The following is a 23497-nucleotide window of genomic DNA, read 5'->3' on the forward strand; positions in this document are numbered from 1 at the left end:
GAGACACGCGAGACAAACCAGCATTCGCGCCCTGGCGAGACCCCTCGGAATGACCACCAGCATTGGGTTTGGGCGGATATCTGTGTGTCTCCTTCTGTCTCGTTTGCTCCACGAGACATGCGAGACAAGTGCCCCTCGTGATTTGTCTCGTTGTCTCTTCTTCCCTTTAGGGAAGAGACACGCGAGACACGAGCACCGCTTTGGCTCATTTCGATCGGAGATTACGAATGATTGACGCACTGGTAGGCGGGAAGCTTTTCAAGATACCGGAGGAACGACGGTCGAACTCCGGCAAGACGTACGTCACCGCGAACGTGCGTGCAGCCGATGGTGACGGCGAAGGCCTGTTCGTCAGCGTGGTCGCGTTTAGCGATTCGGCGAAGGCCGTGTTGTTGGCGCTGGAGGAAGGCGACAGCGTTTCGCTTGCTGGCACCCTCAAGATCGGCACGTACGAGGCTCGCGACGGTTCAGTGAAGCCGAGCGTCAGCATGGTGGCATCGAAGGTCTTGACGCCTTATCACGTTGCTCGCAAGCGCAAAGCGGTGGCTGATGCATCGGCGCCAGCGGGGGATGGCGGTACGTCACGAGAGCCGACGCTGGCCGAAGACGATCTGGCCTTTTGAGCGTGAAATTTACAGGGAGATTGCAGACGTCATGCGGTTCAAAAAAGGGGAGAGCGGTAATCCCGCCGGCAAGCCGCGGGGAGCAAAGGACAAGCGCACGGAGCTGCGTGAATTGCTGCAGCCGCACGCCGCCAAGCTCGTGGAGAAGGCCGTGGAATTGGCGCTGAGCGGCGATACGACCGCGCTGCGCATCTGCCTGGAACGGTGCATGCCTGCGATAAAGACAAAGGACGCGCCGATCAGCATCAGCGGCCTCACGGGCTCGCTGGCGGAGCAGGGACAGGCGGTGTTGAGTGCGATGGCAGGCGGAGAGATCACGCCGGACGAAGCGAACTCGGTGCTGGCAGCCATTGCTGCGCAGGTACGGATTGTTGAAGTGGACGAACTGGAGAAGCGCATTGCGGCGCTTGAAGGGAGGGACGATGGCAGCAAACCTTAAATCGCGCCTCGTGCGCCTGGAGCAACAGAACGGCGGCGGCGGTGAGCCTCTAATCGTGAAGCTAAGCCGGTTCGACGCGCCCCACGATGTTTTTTCAGGCGTCAAGGTCGGGACTGAATTCTTCGGGCGGGAGCCTGGCGAATCAATCGACGAGACCGAGCGGCGCGTGGCCGACATTCTTCGCACCCGTCGCGGCGCCTCGATATTTGTCATGAAGCCTGTCGCGTTGCGTGCGTGCGCGTATGTGGCGGAACTGCCGGAATGACTCCCCTCGACCTGCTGCATTTCCTGTCATTCGATGCGCCGTCGTTTGGCGGACAGGAATTGGACGACATCAGTGGCTTGGCCTATGTGCCATGGCGTGTCCCGCCGTCCGAGCAACAGATTCTTGCGTGGCAGGTTGAGCTCACTGTTGCGATCGAGGCATTGGCGGTGCTTGAGCGCTGGTCGCCGGAATGGCGGCGCGAGATGCTTGAGCGCGTGCTGCTTGATCCAGCGCTGACGATTCCGTATTCGATTCGAATCATTCGCGAGCTAGTGGCGGAAATCGGGGCACACGTGGGCTTCCCGAACTAGCTGTACGGAAGATTGACGTGGCGATATCAGTCGCCCGAGGCTGTTTCTGCTGCTAGAATTTGCACAACGCTTCACCATCTTCATGCCCGGCCGGACCGTGGGTAAAAGGTGCACTAAACGCGAGACGTCAGTGTTTCGTGTGCCCTTTCATCCAATCAGAGGTTCGACATGGCTGGCCAATTCCCTAGCGCTCAAGGTTTTCTCGGCAACCCGCTGCTCGCGGCGCTTCCGCCCGATCAGCAGCAAAATCTCCTCCAACTGCAACAGCGTCAGGCAATCGGGCAGGCGTTGCTTCAGCAAGGTCTGCAACCGCTCGATACCAGCAACCGACAGGTCGGCGGCATGGGTTATCGGATCAGCCCATTGGAAGGCCTGTCGAAGCTCGTCAATACCTACGTCGGCAACAAGATGTCGATGGATGCGATGGGGCAGGAAGGTCAGTTGATGAGTCAGATGGCCGCCGGCGCATACGGCACTGACAGCACCGCTCCCGCTGTCCAGCAGCAGCCTCCTGTGACGAGTGCGGCAGATTCGAGCGCCTTGACAGGTTTGAGCGCCGGCATGGGCTCTTATTCACCGCAGCCGAATCCGCAGGCTATCGGACAGGCATTGCTGCAGAACAACCCGAACACGCCGATGGCGACGAGCACGACGCCGGGGCCGCTGACGTTGCCGGGACGCACTGCCGCGCAATCGCGCACGCTCGCTATGTTTGCGCCGCAAGCATACGGGGCTGCCCTTGGCGCCGCGCTGACGCCAACCGACACGATGAAGAGTCTTGTGGCCGCAGGGGTTCAACCCGGCAGTCCGCAGTGGAATCAAGCGCTTTCCAACGTTGCGTTCAAGGAGGGTTACCTTCCGCCGGTGCAGATCGGTGCGAATACAACTGTCCAAGACCCATACAGCGGAGCGACTTCGACAACGCCAGCAGCTGCGCCCCCGGGCTACCAGAATATCAAGGGCACCGATGGCAAGTGGTATGCGGTCGCGATCGGAGGCGGTCCACAAGCGGTGCAGGGCAGTCGGGCAGCAGAAGCCGCTGGCGCCTCGCAATACCAGTTCAAAGATACTTTCGATCCGACCTCGAACACGCCGAGAACGGACACAGTATTCAATCTCGCGACGCGGGCAAATAGTGGCGCTGCCGGACCTGCCGGCATCCAGACTGGCCCGGCTCTCGGTGCAACCCCGGCGGCGAACACGCTTGCCGAGGGCGCTGCAAAGCAAGGCCTTGCACTGCAAACGCAGGCGGAAGGTGCCCCGATGCGCAAGGCCTATCTTGAGCAGATGGACAACGCGCTCGGGCAGTTTTCGGGCGGCGCGGGTTCGGACTGGTCGCTCTATGCGAAGTCGATGATCAATCGCTCCTTGCCAGACGGCATGCAGCCGTTCGATCCGAAAAGCATCGCGAGCCAGGAGGACTTCAATAAGCAGGCGACGCAGTACGCGCTCCAACAGTTCCAGACGCTCGGCTCCGCCGGCTCGGACAACTCGATGCAGACGACATTGCACGCGAATCCGAATCAGCTGCTCTCGAACATGGGTAATCACCAGATCGTCCAACTGCTCAAGGGCAACGAGGATGCGGTCGACGTCAAGAACCGCGCGTATCAGCAGTGGCTGTCGCAGGGCAACTCTCCGAAAGACTATGGGCAGTTCCAGACGCTGTTTAACCAACGATTCGACCCGCGCGTCTTCCAGTCGGTCTATATGGCGCCAAACGAGCGCTCAACGCTGATCCAGGGGATGACGCCTGCCGAGCAACAGGCATTCCGGACGAAATACAACTACGCCGTCCAGAACGGCTGGATTCCCGACCCGCGGGGAGGTCAGTGATGCCGGCTCCTGTCCAGTCGTTCATTTCGCAATACGCACCGCTCGCCGCGCAGGTCGGCCAGCAAATCGGCGTGGCACCTGAAGTCGTGCTCGGCCATTGGGGCGAGGAAACGGGTTGGGGAAAATCGGTCATTCCCGGCACGAACAACCTCGGCAACATGAAGGGTCCGGGTGTCACGGCGACCGACAACATGACCGGAAGCACCGACCAGTATCAGGCTTTCGGGACGCCTGATGCGTTTGGCTCCGGCTTCGCCAATCTCATCGCGAACCGCTATCCTGGCGCTATGGGTTCAGGCGATAACGCTCAGGCGTATGCCACCGCGCTGCAGAAGGGCGGTTACGCACAGGACCCGAATTACGCGACCAAATTGACCGGTGCTGTTGCGACCGTGCGCAAATTCGGCGACCTCCTCGCCTCGACTATTTCTGGCACGGCGCGCGCGGATGAACTCACGCCCGCGCAACGTGGCCAACAACCGGCCGGCAATGATCCATTTTCTGCGGCGTTCATGGGGACTCAGCCAGCACGGACACCTCCGGTCGCTGCACAGGCACCGGCGCCCTCGCAGCAGGGCGCCAGCGGTCCTTCAAACGATGCGTTCTCTGCTGCCTTCAGTGCCCCAGTGCCTGCGAATCCAACAGGCAAAGTGGCCGGTGTCGCGTCCGCACCGCAACCCCCAGCCGGCCAGCCGGTGGCCGCCACGCCAGTTACCGCGGCGCAACGTCTCGGGCAAGGGCTCATCGACCCCATGAACGCCGGCGCGCAACTGCTAACGCATGCGCTGCCCGGCGGTCTCGTTGATGCCGTGAACAGAGGAACGCAGTGGGTCAATGATCAGCCTGTCATTGGGCCGATCACGAAAGCCCTTGGCATGGTGCCCGCAAGCGCGCCACAGGTCGACTCGTCGATCGCGAATCAGGAGCAGCGATATCAGGCGGCGCGAACTGCCGCCGGCCAAAGCGGAACGGACTGGCTTCGGCTTGGCGGCAATATTGTGAGCCCGGTAACGATCGGCGCAGCGATGATTGCGCCCGCAGCGGGCGCGGGTATCGGAGGACTTGCTGCGGCCGGCGTTGGATCTGGTGCGTTGGGCGGCGCATTGCAGCCTGTCACGCAAGACGCCGATACGCGCTTTGGCGGTCAGAAGCTCGGTCAAATGCTGCTGGGTGCCGGGACAGGCGGCATCGCCACTCCGGTCATGTCCAAGGTGGTTTTGCCGATCGCGTCGAAGGTCGCCGCGCCGATCATGTCGACAATCGGAAGCTATCTCTCCAAGACCTTCGGCGGCGCTGCAGATGCACAGGTAGCAGGGCAGGCCGCATCACCGGTCGACCAGGCTATCGAACAGGGAGCGCAGGCGACCGGCCGCACCGCTGCGGACATTCCGGCCGATCAGCTCGCATCGCTGCGCGGCACCGTCTCGAACGCATTGCAGAACGGGCAACAGGTCGACCCGGCCGCGCTCCTGCGTAAGGCCGATTTCGATGACATCGAGATGCCCTATACGCTCGGGCAGATCACGCGCGATCCCGCACAGTTCGCCGCAGAGCGCAATCTGCGCGGTGTGGCTGGCGTAGGCGAATCGCTGCTCAACCGCTTCAACACGCAGAATCAGTTGCTGCAAAGCCGCGTGGCTAGCCTCGGAGCCAATCAGGCGCTGGAACCATATCAGGCCGGCCAGATGCTCACCGGTTCGCTGGCGAATGTCGATAACGGGATGCGGCAGGCGGTAACCGACGCCTATGCCGCAGCGCGCGCATCGACCGGGAAGAATCTTGACGTGCCGCTGACCGGGCTTGCCCAGGATTACGCGCAGGTGCTGAACGATTTCGGCGACAAGGTGCCCAGCGGCGTTCGCAATAACTTCAACCAACTCGGGCTAATGGGCGCCACTCAGCAGAAGGTTTTCTCGATCGAGAATGCGGAAAACCTGCTGAAGGTCATCAACGCGAATCAGAGCAACGATCCGGCGACGAATGCCGCGCTCGGCACGCTTCGCAACAGCGTCAAGAGCGCAATCCTGTCTGCTGACGATCAGGGCGGCGTGTTTGCGGCGCCGCGCGCACTTGCCGCTCAACATTTCGCCCTGCAGGACGCAGTTCCTGCGCTGCAAGCCGCTTCGAATAGCAGCGTAGCGCCCGACAATTTCGTTCAGCGCTTCATCATTAATGGAAACACGGATGAAGTGAAGGGACTCGCAAATCTGCTCGATCCAGAATCGTTCCAGCAGGCGCGGGCGCAGATCGGCTCGAAGCTTCAGGATGCGGCGTTCGGACAAAATGCGGCCGGCGACAAGATTTTCTCGCCGGAACGCTACGCAAAGGCGCTGAACGATCTCGGCACTGACAAGCTTGGAGCCTTCTTCTCACCGCCTGAAATCGCACAGATGCATACGTTGGGACGAGTCGGGGCATACATCAACTCGACGCCGTCAGCGGCTGCCGTCAATACCTCCAATACCAGCGGCGCGATTCTTTCTGCGGTCGGCAATGGTGCCCTTGGGCTCCTCCACGTACTCCCAGGCGGCGGGCTGGCTGCCGGCGCGATCAGCAAGGGGGTGCAGGGCGTTGCGAACGCGCGCGCGGTGGGAGAAGCAATGTCGGCAAAAGTGCCCCAGACGATGCCCCCGGGCAATCCAGCGCAAGCGGCGTTGCTGGGCCGCCTGCTCACGGGCGGCGGCCTTGCGGCGGGCGTAGCGGCTGCGCCTCGCTAGATCGAACACGATACCCCAGAACGATATGCCAGCGGCCATTGCAACCGCACCCAGATACTCCATAGAGCCTCCAGCGATTCAAAAAATCCGGATCGTGCGGCGCTCCTGATATCTGACAGGCGATGCAGATCACGACCTGAGTATCGGCCATCGAGCGTGCGAAGCCAAGTGGCAAAGCTCATCGTAGAGCCGTTCTGTGTCCCCAAGGTATTCGCTCAAGCGACCAGGCAAACCCGCCGCGCGAATTGATGACCAGGTATTCGAAACAGGCGTTCGCCTGACAAAGGAGTGGCAATGCGAGCCCGAAAGAACCCTCTGCCATTCACGCTCGAAAACCTGCTGCGCGAGATGAAACCGGGGCGCGGTTATTCGCCCGAGACGATAGCCCTCATGTTTGGCGTCTCTGTAGATGAGGCGCGTGGGAGGTTGCTCGGAGCAGTCATGCTGGGCAAGATTCGCGAATCGGTCGCCCGCCGCGGCATCCGGGCAGCGTTCTGGGTGCCAGCGGAGAAGCCGACGAGCGTCGCGGGTCGACGTGTCGGGCCACTGGAGGGTACCGTCAGCATCCTCACTGGCTACACTGCCGAATTGTGGCGTCTACACGATCTTTGTATGGCGAGCCGCGGACGGTGCAACTTAATGCGTTACCAGCCGGCAACGCCGATAATTAGCTAGCAACCGGTCCGGCTAACGGAGCGGAGTATTGGCGTACGACAGCTTCCAATATTGCCTTCTCATCCAGAGCTTCGGTTTCTTGAGCAACCGAGCCTTGTTCGTTGCACTGTAATGACCAAAAGAAGTCATAGCTTCCGCTAACATCTAACTTACGCTCGGATGCAATGCTCGGGAGGTTGTCGCCGAAAGCCTCGGTCTTTTCTTCCGCGTCGAGCCTTGTCCTGATGTCGGTTAGGCGAAGCAAGCAGACACGAGCGCCTTCCTCCTCCGCCTTATCTCGATTCGTATTCGATACATTGCGTTGATAATGGTGTGTCTCATGAATGTACACTTCCTTGCCGGCATGCAGTCTCTTGGCACGAAGGACAACGACATGCCCACCCCGAAACGGTAACGATTCGACGGTGAGTCCCAACTGTGCGGCGGCAGCATTCAATTCGAATAGATTGCTCATCGTGATTTTGGTCGTTAGATTAGCCGCTGGCCAGTATATTCGAGGCCAACGAATTGTGAAGCGGCGTCTGGATTTCGCCGGTTGAAGCGTACGACCGTATCTTGTTTCCCGCTAAGGTCGGCCAGCGCCCATGAAACATCGCGAATCGTTCTGCTGACTATGCATCACGTTTCCGCATTGCCCGAAGCCTGCCAGTTTGGGTAAATAGTGCTTACGTCACGGACCCCGCGAATCCATGCTTAACGCTATTGAGACACGCACCCCTCCCACTATCGACGATCTCGCTGGGGTGCCGGAGGAGGTCGCCAAAGTCGCGGCGGGCATCGTGACGGAGGTAGCGGAGATCGACAGGGCACTCACGGCGCTCGATGATCTATTGAATCTCCTCCAGCCGCCGTGCAACGGCAAGATCCGTATCGAATGGTGGGAGCGGAAAGGGCGGCGTGTTCCGACGCCGGTCATCTGGTCGCACTCAAAGGCCGGCTGGCGGGCAGTGCGCGTCCCGGGCACCGGCTTATCTCGGCGAGTGAAATCCGCGCGGGACTTCAACGACAACTACAAGCAGGTGAAAGCCGTCTGTCAGAACGTGACGACGCTGCTGAAGATGCGCGAACAGGCGCTGGCGCCGATCGCGATGTTTCAGCGGACGACGGCCGGCACGTTAAACACCAATGTGCACCGGCTCACGATGGCCTGCATCGGAATCGATTTGGCGATGGGGTTTGCTCGGCAGGCTTTCGGGATCGAGGATGGGGCCGCCCCAGACAATGAAGAGGTCCTGGGCAATGAGTGATCTGCGATGCTGAACCGCCATCAATCCGACAGCCGAAGACGGAGACTCGAAAGAACCGTGACGAACGTGAAAACGAACATACCATCACCCGATGACCTCAAATTGCTGCATATGCGGGTCGCCCTCATTCCCTATTACGTGCAAGGTGTTCACGCGGGCCTGAAGGCGTTAGATCTCAGCGGCAAGTACCACGCGCTCGAGCGTATCGAGATTCGGGTAGACGGCATGGACGAACCTGTTCACAGTACGATCCTGATCGCATATACGCAGACAGCTTCTTCCATGGCGGCGATCTACTCGAGATTGCTGCTGGAATTCCTGGGTCTACGGGTGAGTGGTACGCCTTCCCAACTGCAGTCAATCTCGAAACGCACCCGACGTGGCGACATTGGGATCGAGAACTTTCGGAGCTCGGACGGCTTTCCACTGGAAAAGCTATTGCCGTCCATCGTCGACGACTTCCCCGATCCGGAGGAGGTCGGGCGTGCATGGATCACGACGTGTGATTTCGCGGGTCAGCGCCTCGCTCATATTACCGACGACTTCAAACTGAACGGTAGTGACGTCACTCCGATGCTGGTGAGAACATTCGAAACGATTCCTCAGGTCGTCGATCATGCCTTTTCTAACAAATTCGACTAGCGCCTACTACGCCGCGTAGCGGCCGAGAAGGCCGAACTTGTTCGTATTGCACCCATCCGACGCGTGATTGGACGCGACGCGCAACCCTGCGCGGGGGCATCGTTCATCATTGACGTTATTCTTCAGGTAGCGTCAAGGCGCGGCCATTCGGAATGGCACTCCCAAACATCAAATCTTCGATGTTGCTTATGCCGGAGATAGTGCGCGTAGTCGGCAAGGTATTCTTGCCGTTCTGGGGTGAGGAAGTTGTGATGCGCTAGCCAGTCTGTCAGCTCGTCGACAGACGGGCGATTATCACCAAACGCTCTCCCTCGCATTTCCTTCCATTGATTTTGTGCGTCTTGGTCTATATGCCCCGGTAGCATGCTGTTTCCCAAAATTCCGAACACATAGTCAGTCAATACCCATCGGTGCCACTCATCTAGAACTTCATCGAAGTCCGCCTCCGGCACATGTGTCCGGCGAAGAAGATCAATGGTTTTCTCGCGAATTTGTTCCTCTTGTGCGGCTGGAAATCCGCCAATACGTGCGCTCCTTTTTACAAGCGATAGGCTGATCTCAGCGAGATGTTTCGCGAGCAGCTGCATTTCCACGACTGTCGTCCGTGCTTCTTCAACAACCTTCTTGGCTTCAAATTCGAATCCGCTCGAGCTCGCTTTCAGTCTCTCGAAACGATCGATGTTCGCAGCAACGAGTGTCGCAACGAACAGCCACAGTCCCGGCCACAGCATCGCGTCGTTATGAAATATCGCTGCGAGGAAGCCTATTCCGGCGCAGGTCGCGCCGAACGGGACCATCCATGCAGGTGCTTTCCAGTTCATTTGCGGGATTCCTTTTGTCTTCTCGAAGTCATACGCCAGATATCTTGATACCCGCCTGCAGCCGTCACCCCCGAAGCAGATGCTCCGCGCATACGTCGAGCGTGCCTCGCACCGTTGGCGACCTGTAGTCTAACTGCCAGCCGTCCGCCAGTAGCTTGACAAGTTCCTTGCCCGGAAGGCGGCCTTCGTCCGGTACCGGGATTTTCACCTTGGTGAGTTTAGCAATTACAGGCGGCGGCCAACGACGGTCGTATGGGCCGGCGGGTGCGCAATAGAAGAGGCTTGACTGCGATTGTGGTCCTGAGTACGATCTGCCTTAGCTTCGCGTCGCTATCAACTCTTCTTGGGTCTGCGTGCGCCGAGCTAACTAGAAATGTTCGCGGCCTACAGCCGCATTGACTTAACGTTGTGCGCTACACGCACCTATAGGATTACCCATGCCCACCTCCGGACCTCGTTCCGCGTCGATCGTTGCGCTTCTCATCATCATCAATCTGGGTGAGTACGCTGCCGAAAAGGGTCGACCCATATTATCGTATCGTTTTAATCGCGCCACCCTCCGCACGTTAGCGCTGGTCCCGAACCTTCGCCACGACTTCCTGGAAAGGCTGTCGGTCGAATTGCAGAACCGCGGATGGCACCTCCTAGATCTGGACGACCACTTTGCCGTCATACACGTGTCTCGCGTAAACGACTGGGCACGTTTGACGTCGAAGCGCGTGCGCGACTATGTCGAGTACACACGGGAAGAGCTTGAAGAGCGAGTTTCGGAGCTCTTTCCAGCGGAAGCGCCCGCGTCGGACGAATAAACACGTGTGAGTTCGCGCGTTGCGCGAGCAGCAATTCGACGCACTAATACCTGTTCGTGCGTCCGTTCGAAGTATCTTGGGAGTCGAACTTGGCTGTTGTCAATCTCTACTGCGACGAGTCGTGCCACCTGCAAAACGACCGGCAAGTTGCCATGGTGCTCGGCGCCTTGATCTGCCCAGAGGCTCGTCATAAATCGATCGCGCGGAAGATCAAGGACCTCAAACAGAAGCATGCGATCGGTGCTGCGGTTGAGGTCAAATGGGGGAAGGTCTCACCGGCGAAGCTTCCGTTTTATTTGGAGCTTGTCGACCTTTTCTTCGCGACGCCTGAGCTCCGTTTTCGCGCGCTGGTGGTTCCGGACAAATCGAAGCTGAACCACGCGGCATTCAACCAGACGCACGACGAGTTCTATTACAAGCTGTGGTACCAGACGCTGGTGACCTTGCTGTCCCGCAGTGAGCGCTTTCACGTCTATCTCGACAAAAAAGATACGCGCAGCGAAGTGCGGGCGCGCAAGCTCTGTGAGGTGCTGGGTAACAGTCGACTCGATTTCAAGGGGGAGATTGTTGCGCGCGTGCAGCACGTCCATTCGCACGAGGTGCCGCTGTTTCAAATCGCCGATCTACTGATCGGGGCAATCTCCTACGCGAACCGAGGCATCGCGACGAGCGCCGCAAAAACCGCTGTCGTCGAAAGGATCAAGTCGAATAGCCGGCTGCAGCTGACCCATACGACCTTGCTCAGGGAGGAAAAGTTGAATCTCCTGGTCTGGCGAGCGGGGGTGGCGCCATGAGCGCTCCTGACCTATTGGGCTTCAGCGGCGACTGGGCGACATATGTCGAAGTGATCTATGAACGCTATTGCGACGACCTCGTTCGGAACGAGCGCGAGCTCTGGGGGCGCCCCGTGTCAACGCGCTATAACCCTGCCACGAATGATAAACACTTCAGCTTCTGGCATGTCATATCGGAAGGAAAGGTCGAAGTTGATCGCTTGCCCGACCTCCAGCGTTGTAGCCGGATCGGATGGATCGCTTGGGTCATTGAATCTTGTCACCAGAGCGCTGCCGGATTCTCATGGTGGATATCGGAACGCACAACATCGAGGGGCCGGAAAAAGAACTTGGTACTTTGGGCGGAGGCCGACGATTTCGTGGTTATTGTCGAACCTCGACAGGAGTACGTGCTGCTAGTTTCGGCCTATCCCGTTCAGGGGCGCCGCGCAGCGCGGTTGGCCATCGAGCGCGACGAATACTGGAATGGGCAGCCGATGGCACCATTGTGGTAGCGCCTGAAAAGGCAGAGGCCCCGCATCACGGATGATGAAGGGCCTCAGGTACTCCTTCTACGCTTGGTAGATGAGCTTGGCCCGAAGGATATTGCAAAACCCCGGGGTTTTCAAGCAATTCCTTGGGCTATGTATGGGTTATCGGCCACAAGCACAAGCACTTTAGAATCCGCTCCCATGCAAGCAATATGACAGGTTCGGCGAGCTAATGTTCCCCACGAATCGAGAGGAACATTCCGTTTTTTGGGGGAAAGTGAGGTTCGAGTGCTGACCCGAGTACACGGGGCCAATTCGCTTTTCGGTGGATCATTCCCGCCACTCTGCCAAGAAGCGCTCTCACGTCATTTCTCCGGGCATTGCTTAAAATCAGTTACACAGCGGTTACATGAGCCTGAAAAAGCAAAAAGCCCAGTCCGGAAACTGGGCTAAGTGCTTGAATTTATTGGTGGGGCGTGAGTGACTCGAACACTCGACCTACGGATTAAGAGTCCGCTGCTCTACCAACTGAGCTAACGCCCCCAACAGAAGCGAAATTATGCCGAAACTTTCCGAGATTGCCAAGCCCCTTTAGCAGATTTCTTATAAAAATCTTGACTGGGCGGCCTGGTGCGTGCGCGGCGCGGCTCCAGGCACCGGAAAGGCGCACGGTTCTCCGTCCCGGTATCATGTCGCGATACCTGCCGCGCGAAGCGTCGCGCGGCATTCGACCGGGGACCGCCATGGATGACAAAGAAATTATCGAGTTGCTTGACCGCATCCTCGCGCCTTGGGTCCGTGCGCTCACACTGACCCCGGTTAAGGTCGACGAAGAGAGTGCCACCTTGCGTCTGCCGTTCTCCGGCGGGCTGCGCCACTCGGGCGGCGTGATTTGCGGCCAGGTCTTCATGGCGGCCGCCGACACGGCGATGATCGTCGCGATTTCGGCCGCGCTCGGCGGCTTCAAGCCGATGAGCACGGTTTCGCTCAACATCAGTTTTATGCGCGCGGTCCGCAACGGCGACGTGCTGATCACCGCGCGCGTGCTGCGCATGGGCCGCAATCTCGTGTTCGGCGAAGTCGAATTATTCGACGAAGCCGGCAACATGGCGGTCCACGCCACCACCACTTACGCGCTGCTCGACTGAAACCTGAAACCTGAAACTTGAAGCCGGTCCACAAGCCGCAATAGAGGAAAAAGCCAAGATGTTCGATCAGGTCGTATTCGCCGGCGGCGGCAATCGCTGCTGGTGGCAGGCGGGATTCTGGGACGTGACGCAACCGGCGCTGAATATCCGGCCGCGCGTCATCACCAGCATTTCGGCCGGCGCCGCGACTGCGTGCATGCTCTACACGCGCGACTCCGACTGGGTCATGCGTTATTACGAAGAAGCACTGCGTCACAACACCCGCAACGCTTACTGGGGCAATCTGCTGCGTGGCGAATCGGTGTTTCCGCATTACCGGATCTACCGCAAGGCGTTACTCGACATCTACGGCGACAAGTTCTCCACGCTCGCCGACGCGCCAGAAATCCGCATCGGCGTATCGCACCTGCCGCGCTGGCTTGGCGCGCGAAGCGCCGTCGCCGCGGGCCTGATTGCGTACAACATCGAGAAATACGTGCGTAAGACGTTGCATCCAACGCTCGGTCAGACGCTCGGTTTTCATCCGGAATTCGTGCGCGCGCAGGATTGCGCGACGGTCGAGGATCTCGCCGATCTGATTCTGCAATCGTCGAGCACGCCGCCGTTCACGCCGGTTTTGCGGCGCAATGGCCGGCCGGTGCTGGATGGCGGAATGGTCGATAACGTGCCGGTCGGCGCGCTCGACGCCGATGCACCCGGCAACGTGCTGGTGATGGTCACGCGTCTTTATCCGCGGCCGCAGATGTTCGTCGTGCCGCACGGTGTGCAGCAACGGCTTTATGTGCAGCCGTCACGCAAGGTGCCGATTTCAAGTTGGGATTACACGAGCCCGTCGCAGATGGTGCACGCGTACAACCTCGGCCGTGCCGACGGCGAGGTTTTTCTTGAACGTATGCCCGCTCTGCTGGAAGCCGGCGCGCACGAAGCGCGCTGAGGTGGGCAGTAGCGGCGCCGTGGACCCTCAAGGCGTTGCGTGGTGCGCAGCCCACGCGCCAACGAGATTGGCGCGTGGATTGAGGCAGGAACGTACCGCGAGGGATTGGCGCGCAGAGATTAGCGCCGGCGCCCACCCTGCAACGCTTCCGGATTCGCCACACTGGACGTATCGCCGGCGTCGAAAGCCAGGATGTTCTGGAAGGCCGCGGTGAAATACAACTCGTAGCTCTCGCGTTCCACATAGCCGATGTGCGGCGTGCAGATCACATTCTCCATGCGCAGCAGGCTGTAGCCCTGCAGAATCGGCTCGCTCTCGTAGACATCGATCGCGACCATGCCTGGCCGGTTGCGCGACAGCGCGTTCACCAGGGCGTTTTCATCGAGCAGTTCGGCCCGGCTCGTGTTCACGAGCAATGCGGTCGGTTTCATCCGCATCAGGTCTTCCTGCTTGACGATGCCGCGCGTGTCGTCATGCAGACGCAGGTGCAACGACAGCACGTCGCTCTGCTCGAACAGCGCCTCGCGGCTCTCGGCCACGCCATATCCGTCCGCGCGCGCCGCTTCGCGCGAATGCTCGCGACCCCAGATCAGCACGTTCATGCCGAATGCCTTGCCGTATCCGGCAAGCAGCCGTCCGATCTTGCCGTAACCCCAAATCCCCAGCGTCTGACCGCGCAATACCTGGCCCAGACCGAAATTCGGCGGCAGTGCCGATGTCTTCAAACCGGATTGCTGCCAGGCCCCTTGCTTAAGGTTTGCTACGTATTGCGGAATCCGTCGCTGAGCCGCCATGATGAGGGCCCACGTCAGTTCGGCCGGTGCGGTCGGCGAGCCGGTGCCTTCCAGCACGGCGATGCCGCGCTCGGTACAGGCGGCCAGGTCGATATGGCTGGAGACTTTGCCGGTCTGACTGATCATGCGCAAATGCGGCAACTTGTCGAGCAGTTGCGAGCTGATGCGGGTGCGTTCGCGAATCAGGACGAGAGCGTCGACTTCGGAAAGACGGCTCGCCAGTTGCCCGAGCCCGCGAACCGTGTTGTTGAAAACCTTGACCTCATGGTCGGCCAGCAGTTGAAAGCAATCGAGCTTGCGGACGGCGTCCTGGTAATCGTCGAGGATGGCAATCTTCATGGTATGTGTCTTGCGACGCACCATAGCGGTGCGGAACGGAGTGTTATGCTGACTGTCCCATCATGTGACCCAGGTCACATGCCGGTATGACTGAATGCCTTAACGTAGAAGCACGTAGAAGCTGCCGCATAGAACGGCAGCGCCACTGTAAGGCCGATTGACATCGTTTTTAACAGTTTGTTGCGTGTTGAGGCAAGCCGCTTTACAGACGGTTGCAGACAACCGCCCGCGGATGCCTTCGCGCAACACGCTGTGTGGCCCGTGATGACCTGCACAATTGTGCGTCGGCTGGCAGGAATGTCGTCGCGATGAATTGAACGCCTCTCGCATGCAGCGTCACTGGGCTTGTACCGTTTTTCTATTACTTTCAAAACGGAGACAGGTCGATGAATCATCCCTCGTTCGAAGGACAGTCCACTACTGAGGCGTCTGCAGGAGCGCCCGCGTGGGTCAAAAACCGGAAACTGGTCGACTGGGTCCAGCGCGTTGCCGCCATGACCAAGCCCGATCGGGTCGTCTGGTGCGACGGTTCGCAGGAGGAGTACGACCGCCTGTGCGCGCAGATGGTCGAAGCCGGCACCCTCAGGAAACTCAATTCTGCCAAACGTCCCAATTCCTATCTGGCATGGTCCGATCCGTCGGACGTGGCGCGTGTCGAAGACCGTACGTTCATCTGCTCGAAGCGTCGGGAAGATGCCGGGCCGACCAACAACTGGATCGAACCGGGTGAGATGCGCTCGAAGCTCGACAGCCTGTTCGACGGCGCCATGCGTGGCCGCACCATGTACGTGGTGCCGTTCTCGATGGGGCCGCTCGGTTCGCCGATCGCGCACATCGGCGTCGAGTTGAGCGACAGCCCGTACGTGGTGACCAACATGCGCATCATGACGCGCATGGGTCGCAAGGTGTATGACGTGCTGGGCGAAGACGGCGAATTCGTGCCGTGCGTGCATTCGGTCGGCGCGCCGCTTGCGGCGGGCGCGAAAGACGTGCCGTGGCCGTGCAATGACACCAAATACATCGTCCATTTTCCCGAGTCGCGCGAAATCTGGAGCTACGGCTCGGGATACGGCGGCAATGCGTTGCTCGGCAAGAAGTGCTTCGCGTTGCGCATCGCCTCCACCATGGGGCGCGACGAAGGCTGGCTCGCCGAACACATGCTGGTTCTCGGCGTGACGTCGCCGCAAGGGCACAAGCATCACGTTGCAGCGGCGTTTCCGTCGGCTTGCGGCAAGACCAACTTCGCCATGCTGATTCCGCCGGAAGGCCTGAACGGCTGGAAAATCTCCACGATCGGCGACGATATTGCCTGGATCAAGCCGGGTAAGGATGGCCGTCTGTACGCGATCAACCCGGAAGCGGGCTATTTCGGCGTCGCGCCAGGCACGAGCGAAAAGACCAACTTCAACGCGATGGCTACGTTGAATGAAAACGTCATCTTCACGAACGTCGCGCTGACGGATGACGGCGACGTCTGGTGGGAAGGCATGACCGATACGCCGCCCGCGCATCTGATCGACTGGCAGGGCAAGGACTGGACGCCGGCGATCGCGAAGGAGAGCGGGCGCAAGGCCGCGCACCCGAACGCGCGTTTCACGGCGCCGGCTTCGCAATGTCCGTCAATCGATGCCGACTGGGAGAACCCGGCCGGCGTCGCGATCGACGCGTTCATTTTCGGCGGCCGCCGTTCGACCACCGTGCCGCTCGTCACCGAAGCGCGCAACTGGGTCGAAGGCGTCTACATGGCCGCGACCATGGGCTCGGAAACGACGGCCGCCGCCGCGGGGCAGCAGGGCGTGGTGCGCCGCGACCCGTTCGCGATGCTGCCGTTCTGCGGCTACAACATGAGCGACTACTTCGGGCACTGGCTGAAAACCGGCGAACACCTCGAGAAACTGAACGCGAAGCTGCCGAAAATCTTCTGCGTCAACTGGTTCCGCAAGGGTGCGGACGGCAAGTTCGTCTGGCCGGGCTTCGGCGAAAACATGCGCGTGCTGAGCTGGATGGTCGGGCGCATTGAAGGCGAGGCGCAGGGTGAAGAACACGCGTTCGGCGTGTCGCCGCACTATGACGACATCGACTGGAGTGGCCTGAATTTCAGCCGCGAGCAATTCCAGCAGGTGATTTCCGTCGACGACGCAGCATGGCGCGACGAACTCGCGCTGCATGCCGAGTTCTTTGACACGTTGCAACAAGGTCTGCCGTCGGCGCTGAAACAGACCAAACTCGCGCTCGAAGGAAAACTCGCTGCCTGATTAGGTGAGTGTTCACTTCGCATAAAAGCCGCCTTCGGGCGGTTTTTTCTTTCTCGCCCGAACCTTGCACTGCGATTCTCTCCGGTTTCGCAATGCCGGGACGACCATTGCATCTGTTCGAACAAAAAAGACAGTGCAAGCTGCGATGCAGCAGATTGTTGCTCTTGCCGGAACAATCGAAGGTCTTGCCCCGCACTGGGGAACACAGTCGCACAAATATCGACAATATTTCGGCTTTCGTGGGCAACTTCTGCACGATTTCGCGAGTCGTAGGAGAATTCCAAGTTCGCTTCACTGGTTTTCACTAATTGTCAGGAAGCAGTAACACGGCAGGAGTTGTCCTATGGATCATTTGCAGTCGATGCGAGTTTTCGTCAAAGTGGCGGATCTCGGCAGTTTTGCCCGCGCTGCGAGCGCGATGGATATTTCCAACGCAGTTGCCACCCGTCACGTTGCCGATCTCGAAGGCCGTCTTGGTACGCGGCTGCTCAATCGCACAACCCGCAGCTTGTCCCTGACCGAATCCGGTCAGGTTTATCTCGAGCGCGCGCGCCAGATTCTCGACGAACTCGAAGACGTCGAGCAGATGGTGGTCGCGCGCAATCACGAACCCGTCGGCACGTTGCGAATCGTCGCACCGGTCGTGTTTGGGTTGCATAACCTTGCGCCCGTTCTGCAGACGTACGCGGAGCGCTATCCGAAAGTCATTCCCGACGTCACGCTGGTCGACCGTCAAGTCGATCTGGTCGAAGAAGGCTTCGACGTGGGCGTGGTGATCGCGCGGCAAATGCGTAGCGCGAGCATTGTCACGCGCCGTTTGACCACCGGTTGCATGACGGTGTGCGCAACGCCGGCCTATCTGGAAAAGCACGGTACGCCGACGCGTCCTGAGCATCTGCTGGAGCATCCGTGCCTGAGCTTGCCGTCTGAGTATTGGGGCGACGAGCGTGTGTTCACGGGCCCGGAAGGCGAAGTGCGCGTGCGTCCGTCCAACGTGATCGTGGCGAACAATACGGAAATGCTGCGGCAGTTCGCGTTGCTCGGCATGGGCATTGCGATACTGCCGAGCTATCTGATCGGCCGCGACATGACGCGTGGCAGGCTTGTGCGTTTGCTCGGCGATTACCGTTTGCCGCAGGTCGAGATCAACATTGCGTATCCGAGCCGCCGTCACTTGCCGGCGAAGGTGCGCACGTTCATCGATCATCTGGTCGAGCATTTCAGCCAGACGCCGAACAGTCTGCTCGGTGAGCAGTGGATCAAGGACGGCCTTGGCAGGCCCGCCACGTCCGCCGCGCTCGATTCTGCGGATCACATGCCGCCGGAAGCGTTCGATGGCGCTGAGCCGCTGTCGCGGCTGCTGGATAGCGAGCTATCGCCGATGCCGAAGACGTTGGCAAAGACGACGAATCGTCCACGGCCCACCGCTCTGTCGCCGCTTTAAGCATTCGGGCGGTAACGCCGGCGGCGCTGAGGCAAGCGCAGGTCGGTGCCCCAAAACAAAAGGCGCAGTCACTTCATGTGACTGCGCCTTTTTTCTGGGCGGGAATGAGGCAACCGGGAACTGAATATTTCCCGGTTGCCTGCCCGATTTACTTACGAACCCGTCTTGCGCGCGACCGCTTTCTTGGCCGGCGCCTTTTTGGTGGCAGCGGTCTTTGCAGCAGCAGTCTTCGTAGCAGGCGCTTTCTTTGCCGCGACCTTTTTGGCGGGTGCCGCTTTCACCGCGACCGTTGCGTCTTCGTCGTCCGACTCCGGCGATGCCTTGGCTGCGGTCTTTGCCGCGGCGGTCTTCGCTGCTGTCTTGGCCGACGGCTCTTTCTTCTCGAACTCGAAACCGATCTTGCCGTCGTTCTGCTTGACGAGGAACGCCTTGAAGTTGCGGCCGGTGCGCGACGACTTGAAGTTCGTCAGCAGGTCGGTGCGTCCTTCTTCGAGCAACTTCGCCATCTGCTCACGCGCAATTTCCTGCTGCAGGATCACCTTGCCCGAGCGGAAGTCGCAAGTTTTCGGATTCGCAACCGAGTTCTCGCAGACATAGCTCATGCCGTGTTCGAACACGCGACCCTTGCACTTCGGACACGCGCCGACCGCTTGCTGGTCGGAGAAGTCAGGCGGTTCACCATCTTCACCGCCGGAGTCCTGACCGAAGTCGAACTCGAGCTTGTAGTTCTTGATCTCGTCGTCGAGCGAGAGCTTCAGGATTGCGGAGAACGGGCGGCCCATCTTGCTGCGGAAACCCGACAGCGGTCCGATCGTCTTGTTCTGCAACAGCTCTTCAACTTCTGGAATTTCGAACTGACGTCCGCCCGGAATCTTCGAGATCGAGAACTCGCACTTCGAGCAGGCAAAGCGCCGGTAGTTTTCCTTCACCTGGCCGCCGCAATTCGGACACGGCGTTTGCAACGTCGCGTAATCACCCGGGATCGTGTCGGAATCGTACTCTTTTGCACGCTTGACGATGGTCTGCGTCATGCGGGCGATTTCCTGCATGAACGCGTCGCGTGGCAAGTTGCCACGCTCCATCTGCGAGAGCTTGTATTCCCATTCGCCGGTCAATTCCGGTGCGGTCAATTCCTTCACGCCGAGGCCGCGTAGCAGCGTCATCAGCTGGAATGCCTTGGCGGTTGGAATCAGATCGCGGCCTTCGCGGATCAGATACTTTTCACCCAGCAGCCCTTCGATGATGGCGGCGCGCGTGGCCGGCGTGCCGAGCCCCTTGGCGGCCATGGCTTCGCGCAATTCGTCGTCTTCGACCAGCTTGCCCGCGCCTTCCATGGCCGACAGCAAGGTCGCTTCGTTGTAGCGTGCAGGCGGCTTCGTCACCAGTTGCTGGGCGGCGATCTTGTCCGTCTTGACCTTCTCGTCTTTCTGCACCGGCACGAGGTTCGCGTCTTCACCGCTGATTTCGCGGCCATAGACTTGCAACCAGCCCGGTTCGACCAGCACCTTGCCTTCAGTCTTGAAGTGATGGCCGACCACTTCCGTGATCCGCGTCGTCACCTTGTATTCGGCGGCCGGGAAGAACACCGACAGGAAGCGTTTCACGACGAGGTCGTAGAGCTTCTGTTCCGGTTCGGACAGATTCTTCGGCGCCTGCAGCGTGGGGATAATTGCGAAGTGGTCGCTGATCTTCGAGTTGTCGAAGATGCGCTTGTTCGGCTTCACCCAGCCCTTGTCGAGCACCTGCTTGGCATACGGGAGATAGTTGTTGCTCTCCTTGAGCATGCCGAGCGTTTCCTTGACCGTATCCATATAGTCTTCCGGCAACGCACGCGCGTCGGTCCGGGGATAGGTCAACACCTTGTGCTTTTCGTACAGCGCCTGGGCGAGGCCAAGCGTGTTCTTCGCCGAAAAGCCGAAGCGGCCGTTGGCTTCACGCTGCAAGCTGGTCAGGTCGAACAGCGCCGGCGACAGTTGCGTGGACGGCTTCGATTCTTCCGTCACCGTACCGATCTGGCCACGGCAGGCCGCGACAATCGTTTCGGCCGCGGGCAATGCCCACAAGCGCGAATCGCGCTTTTCAGGATCGAATTCGTCGCGCTTGAATTTCGGATCGAACCAGCGGCCTTCGTAGAAGCCGGCCGCGCAGACGAAATCGGCCTTCACTTCCCAGTAATCGCGTGGCACGAAGCGGCGAATCTTCTCTTCGCGTTCGACGACGATCGACAGCGTCGGCGTCTGCACTCGCCCGACCGTGGTCAGGAAGAAGCCGCCGCCCTTGCTGTTGAACGCGGTCATGGCCCGCGTGCCGTTGATGCCGACGAGCCAGTCCGCTTCAGAACGGCAACGCGCCGCATCGGCGAGCGGCTGCATTTCCTCGTCGCTACGCAGACGGGCAAAGCCGTCGCGGATCGAACCGGCTGTCATCGACTGAAGCCACAGGCGTTGAACCGGTTGCTTGGCTTTCGCGTGCTGCGCGATCAGGCGGAAAATCAGCTCGCCCTCGCGCCCCGCGTCACATGCGTTGATCAGACGGTCGATGTCTTTACGCTTGAGCAGCTTGGTCAGCACCTTCAGGCGCGACTCGCTCTTGGCGATCGGATTCAGATCGAAATGCGGCGGAATGACGGGCAAGTTGGCGAAACTCCACTTGCCGCGTTTGACTTCATAGTCTTCGGGCGCGGCGATTTCCAGCAAGTGGCCGACTGCCGAGGAAAGGACGTAGTCGTCGCTTTCGTAGTATTCGTCATGCTTGGTAAAGCCGCCCAAAGCGCGCGCGATGTCGTTCGCGACGGAAGGCTTTTCGGCGATGATCAGTGCTTTGGACATGACTCGATGTGAGGTTGGTAGATCAGGGTTGATGGCCTTGAGTGCGCTTTAACTAGCGCGACCCTCGTTTGCGACCTTTGCGACCCAATAACGACCGCTTTATAGCACACGGCGCGAGAGCGGCGTGTCAAGTGCCATAAAAAGCGCGCCATGATAATTGCGCGCTCAGTAACTGGGCAAGCTGCGGAAAACGCGCGGTGTGTCGCTCGCAACGCCCGTGCCGCAAGGTTCAGCGGCGGGTGACCCCATTCACGCGACGGTCAGCGCGGGCCGCAGTTTGGGCGCGCCGCTGACGCCGGGCACGGCCGTCAGATCGGACAACATCCGCTCGACAATCGCCGCCTGTGGCAAAACCGTGCCAAAAAAACGTGTCGTTACCGAGTCTTCGATCAGGATGGTCGGGAAATTTTCGACATCCAGATCGTCGAAGCGGTCCGCATGGGTTTCGATGTCGATCCATGCGAAACAGATATCCGGATGCTTATCCGCCAACCGGTCGAAGGCGTCCCGATATTCGCGGCAGGTCCCACACCACTCCGCGCACAGGCAGGCAACGAACAGCGTGTCGGGTTGGTTGACGCGCTCGGCGATCCGGTCTTGGTCGGTGTCGAGATTCAGCGCGGGCATGGTGGTTCCTTGCGTACTTTTGTCAGGTGCTTTGGCGCGAATGTAGCATGGCCGATCCCGAATCGTGGTCAACCCTGGTCAATGCGGGGTCAGCGGTGGGTCGCCCGCGTGAAGCGGCCACCGGGCAGCGCGGTTACCTGGCCGGCGAGTTCGAGTTGCAACAGCGTGTTTTGCAACGCCGCGTCCCCCATCTCGGTGCGGGTGGCAAGAATTTCAAGCGTAGCGGGGGCATGGCCGAGTGCATCGAGGAGTTGCAGCGCTTCGACGCTCATGGCCGACGGAGCTGCAGATGACGCAGGCGCCGCCGCCAATTCGGGCTGAACCGCAGTCGTGGCATGAGCCGCCAGCAATTCAGCCTGCACCTGGGCCGATGCATGCGCTGAGCGCGCGCCCTCCCGACGCACCGCCTGTTTGCCGGTGCCGGCAGCCTTCGCTGCCACGGGCCGGGCGAAGCCCAACTCCTCCAGCACGTCATCGGGCGTTTCCACCAGTTTGGCGCCCTGCTTGATGATCCGATGACACCCGCGCGAGAGGGGCGCATGAATCGAACCGGGCAAGGCAAAGATATCGCGCCCCATTTCGTTGGCAAGCCGAGCCGTGATCAGCGAGCCCGAGCGCATTGCGGCCTCGACGATCACAACCCCGCTGACGAGGCCGGCGATCAGGCGGTTACGTTGCGGAAAATTGGCGGCGCGCGCCGGCGTGCCCAGCGGCCATTCCGAAAGGATCGCTCCTTGCGCCGCAATCTGCCGCGCCAGCGCATGATGTGCGGCCGGATACACGAGATCCGCGCCGGTGCCGATCACGGCGACCGTGCCGCCGACGCCTTCCAGCCCGCCCCGATGCGCCGCACCGTCGATACCTAGCGCCAGCCCCGACACGATGGTGACGCCGGCTTGCGAAAGCTCACGCGCGAAGCGCCCTGCGTCTTCCGCACCTTGCGGCGTCGCACTGCGGCTACCCACCAGCGCGACCGCCCTCGTGTGCAACAGATCCAGCCGGCCCTTTATATATAGTAGTGGCGGCGGATCGGGCATGGTGAGTAGCGCGGGTGGGTAGGCAGGATCGTCGAGTGTCACCACGTGGTTGCCGGGCAGCTCGCTCCAGGCGATCACCGCGTCGAGTTGCGCCTCGAAGTCTGGGCCAGGCGGCGCGAGTACAGCGCGCGCCGTAGCCTCGCCCGCGATTTCGGCAAGTGCCTCGGGCGACTGATTGAAAATCGCTTCCGGCAGTCCAAATGCGCTTAGCAATAGACGCAGAGCGGCGGGTTTTAACCCCGGTGCGAGCGAAAGCCGCAGCCAGGCGGCGAGTTCAATATCGGTTGCGGGCAAGGTGCGCATTGAAGGTCGATCCTCTTACAGAGCCAGCGGGCAGGCGGGCGCCATGCTAAAATTTTCATCATCCGAAATAACTGCAGCGCCGCGCCCACCCGCGCGGGCTCGTCGTCTAGCGCACGTGGCGCGTTGAATCGAACCGGTT

At 60.2% G+C, this 23497-nt stretch carries 21 protein-coding genes and 1 tRNA gene; 15 read left to right on the top strand and 7 right to left on the bottom strand.

Annotation, left to right across the window (positions count from 1 at the left end; translation table 11 throughout):
- Positions 1-227: 227 nt before the first annotated feature.
- The 6 genes from ACOSV0_RS00320 to ACOSV0_RS00345 all read left to right on the top strand — a co-directional run bounded on the left by ACOSV0_RS00320 (position 228) and on the right by ACOSV0_RS00345 (position 6191).
- Positions 228-623: a single-stranded DNA-binding protein gene (locus ACOSV0_RS00320; protein WP_434108013.1), complete on the top strand. Its 396-nt coding sequence runs from the start codon at positions 228-230 to the stop codon at positions 621-623.
- A 31-nt stretch (positions 624-654) separates the two neighbouring features.
- Positions 655-1062 carry a DUF5681 domain-containing protein gene (locus ACOSV0_RS00325; RefSeq protein ID WP_434108015.1) on the top strand — a complete coding sequence of 136 codons (408 nt, stop codon included), beginning with the start codon at positions 655-657 and terminating at the stop codon, positions 1060-1062.
- A complete protein-coding gene (locus ACOSV0_RS00330; RefSeq protein ID WP_434108016.1) occupies positions 1046-1327 on the top strand; it encodes a hypothetical protein in 282 nt (93 codons plus the stop codon). The genes ACOSV0_RS00325 and ACOSV0_RS00330 overlap by 17 nt, the downstream gene beginning before the upstream one ends.
- The gene (locus tag ACOSV0_RS00335) at positions 1324-1638 is read left to right on the top strand and encodes a hypothetical protein (RefSeq protein WP_434108017.1); all 315 of its coding nucleotides are present in this window, start codon (positions 1324-1326) and stop codon (positions 1636-1638) included. Before ACOSV0_RS00330 ends, ACOSV0_RS00335 begins: the two co-directional genes overlap by 4 nt.
- A gap of 168 nt (positions 1639-1806) precedes the next feature.
- On the top strand, positions 1807-3474 hold the full coding sequence (locus tag ACOSV0_RS00340) for a hypothetical protein (RefSeq protein WP_434108019.1): 1668 nt from the start codon (positions 1807-1809) through the stop codon (positions 3472-3474).
- A complete protein-coding gene (locus ACOSV0_RS00345; protein WP_434108020.1) occupies positions 3474-6191 on the top strand; it encodes a glucosaminidase domain-containing protein in 2718 nt (905 codons plus the stop codon). The genes ACOSV0_RS00340 and ACOSV0_RS00345 overlap by 1 nt, the downstream gene beginning before the upstream one ends.
- Before the next feature lie 667 nt (positions 6192-6858).
- Here ACOSV0_RS00345 and ACOSV0_RS00350 read toward each other — a convergent pair.
- Positions 6859-7320: a hypothetical protein gene (locus ACOSV0_RS00350; RefSeq protein WP_434108022.1), complete on the bottom strand. Its 462-nt coding sequence runs from the start codon at positions 7318-7320 to the stop codon at positions 6859-6861.
- Positions 7321-7555: 235 nt separating this feature from the next.
- Between ACOSV0_RS00350 and ACOSV0_RS00355 the strand changes: the two genes are divergently transcribed.
- Positions 7556-8113, top strand: coding sequence for a hypothetical protein (locus tag ACOSV0_RS00355; RefSeq protein WP_434108023.1), 558 nt, complete (start codon positions 7556-7558; stop codon positions 8111-8113).
- Positions 8114-8170: 57 nt separating this feature from the next.
- A complete protein-coding gene (locus ACOSV0_RS00360; protein ID WP_434108024.1) occupies positions 8171-8755 on the top strand; it encodes a hypothetical protein in 585 nt (194 codons plus the stop codon).
- A gap of 122 nt (positions 8756-8877) precedes the next feature.
- On the opposite strand, the gene ACOSV0_RS00365 is transcribed toward ACOSV0_RS00360, so the two are convergent.
- Positions 8878-9576 carry a hypothetical protein gene (locus ACOSV0_RS00365; protein ID WP_434108025.1) on the bottom strand — a complete coding sequence of 233 codons (699 nt, stop codon included), beginning with the start codon at positions 9574-9576 and terminating at the stop codon, positions 8878-8880.
- A 437-nt stretch (positions 9577-10013) separates the two neighbouring features.
- On the opposite strand from ACOSV0_RS00365, the gene ACOSV0_RS00370 reads away from it, so the two are divergent.
- The 3 genes from ACOSV0_RS00370 to ACOSV0_RS00380 all read left to right on the top strand — a co-directional run bounded on the left by ACOSV0_RS00370 (position 10014) and on the right by ACOSV0_RS00380 (position 11673).
- On the top strand, positions 10014-10385 hold the full coding sequence (locus ACOSV0_RS00370; protein WP_434108026.1) for a hypothetical protein: 372 nt from the start codon (positions 10014-10016) through the stop codon (positions 10383-10385).
- 89 nt (positions 10386-10474) lie between these two features.
- Positions 10475-11179: a DUF3800 domain-containing protein gene (locus tag ACOSV0_RS00375; protein ID WP_434108027.1), complete on the top strand. Its 705-nt coding sequence runs from the start codon at positions 10475-10477 to the stop codon at positions 11177-11179.
- Positions 11176-11673 carry a hypothetical protein gene (locus tag ACOSV0_RS00380; RefSeq protein WP_434108028.1) on the top strand — a complete coding sequence of 166 codons (498 nt, stop codon included), beginning with the start codon at positions 11176-11178 and terminating at the stop codon, positions 11671-11673. Before ACOSV0_RS00375 ends, ACOSV0_RS00380 begins: the two co-directional genes overlap by 4 nt.
- A 443-nt stretch (positions 11674-12116) precedes the next feature.
- On the opposite strand, the gene ACOSV0_RS00385 is transcribed toward ACOSV0_RS00380, so the two are convergent.
- Positions 12117-12192, bottom strand: a tRNA-Lys gene (locus ACOSV0_RS00385).
- Positions 12193-12392: 200 nt separating this feature from the next.
- Between ACOSV0_RS00385 and ACOSV0_RS00390 the strand changes: the two genes are divergently transcribed.
- Positions 12393-12797, top strand: coding sequence for a PaaI family thioesterase (locus ACOSV0_RS00390; RefSeq protein WP_097390878.1), 405 nt, complete (start codon positions 12393-12395; stop codon positions 12795-12797).
- 58 nt (positions 12798-12855) lie between these two features.
- Complete coding sequence (locus ACOSV0_RS00395; protein WP_434108029.1) at positions 12856-13731, top strand: patatin-like phospholipase family protein; 876 nt, start codon at positions 12856-12858, stop codon at positions 13729-13731.
- A gap of 119 nt (positions 13732-13850) precedes the next feature.
- On the opposite strand, the gene ACOSV0_RS00400 is transcribed toward ACOSV0_RS00395, so the two are convergent.
- The gene (locus ACOSV0_RS00400) at positions 13851-14864 is read right to left on the bottom strand and encodes a D-2-hydroxyacid dehydrogenase family protein (RefSeq protein ID WP_434108031.1); all 1014 of its coding nucleotides are present in this window, start codon (positions 14862-14864) and stop codon (positions 13851-13853) included.
- Between the two features lie 386 nt (positions 14865-15250).
- Here ACOSV0_RS00400 and ACOSV0_RS00405 point away from each other — a divergent pair, with 386 nt between their 5' ends.
- Positions 15251-17119, top strand: a complete 1869-nt coding sequence (locus tag ACOSV0_RS00405) for a phosphoenolpyruvate carboxykinase (GTP) (protein WP_434108032.1) — start codon at positions 15251-15253, stop codon at positions 17117-17119.
- A gap of 343 nt (positions 17120-17462) precedes the next feature.
- Complete coding sequence (locus ACOSV0_RS00410; RefSeq protein ID WP_434108034.1) at positions 17463-18563, top strand: LysR family transcriptional regulator; 1101 nt, start codon at positions 17463-17465, stop codon at positions 18561-18563.
- 152 nt (positions 18564-18715) lie between these two features.
- Here the strand turns inward: ACOSV0_RS00410 and ACOSV0_RS00415 are convergent, their stop codons facing one another.
- The 3 genes from ACOSV0_RS00415 to dprA form a co-directional block, all read right to left on the bottom strand.
- Positions 18716-21391 (bottom strand): DNA topoisomerase III, encoded by a 2676-nt coding sequence (locus ACOSV0_RS00415; protein WP_434108036.1) that lies wholly within the window; start codon positions 21389-21391, stop codon positions 18716-18718.
- 249 nt (positions 21392-21640) lie between these two features.
- Positions 21641-22018, bottom strand: a complete 378-nt coding sequence (locus tag ACOSV0_RS00420) for a thioredoxin family protein (RefSeq protein WP_434108038.1) — start codon at positions 22016-22018, stop codon at positions 21641-21643.
- Positions 22019-22107: 89 nt separating this feature from the next.
- Positions 22108-23358 carry a DNA-processing protein DprA gene (gene dprA / locus ACOSV0_RS00425; RefSeq protein ID WP_434108039.1) on the bottom strand — a complete coding sequence of 417 codons (1251 nt, stop codon included), beginning with the start codon at positions 23356-23358 and terminating at the stop codon, positions 22108-22110.
- Positions 23359-23497: the final 139 nt, after the last annotated feature.

It is taken from the genome of Paraburkholderia caffeinilytica (assembly GCF_051027425.1).
GTDB lineage: Bacteria > Pseudomonadota > Gammaproteobacteria > Burkholderiales > Burkholderiaceae > Paraburkholderia > Paraburkholderia caffeinilytica_A.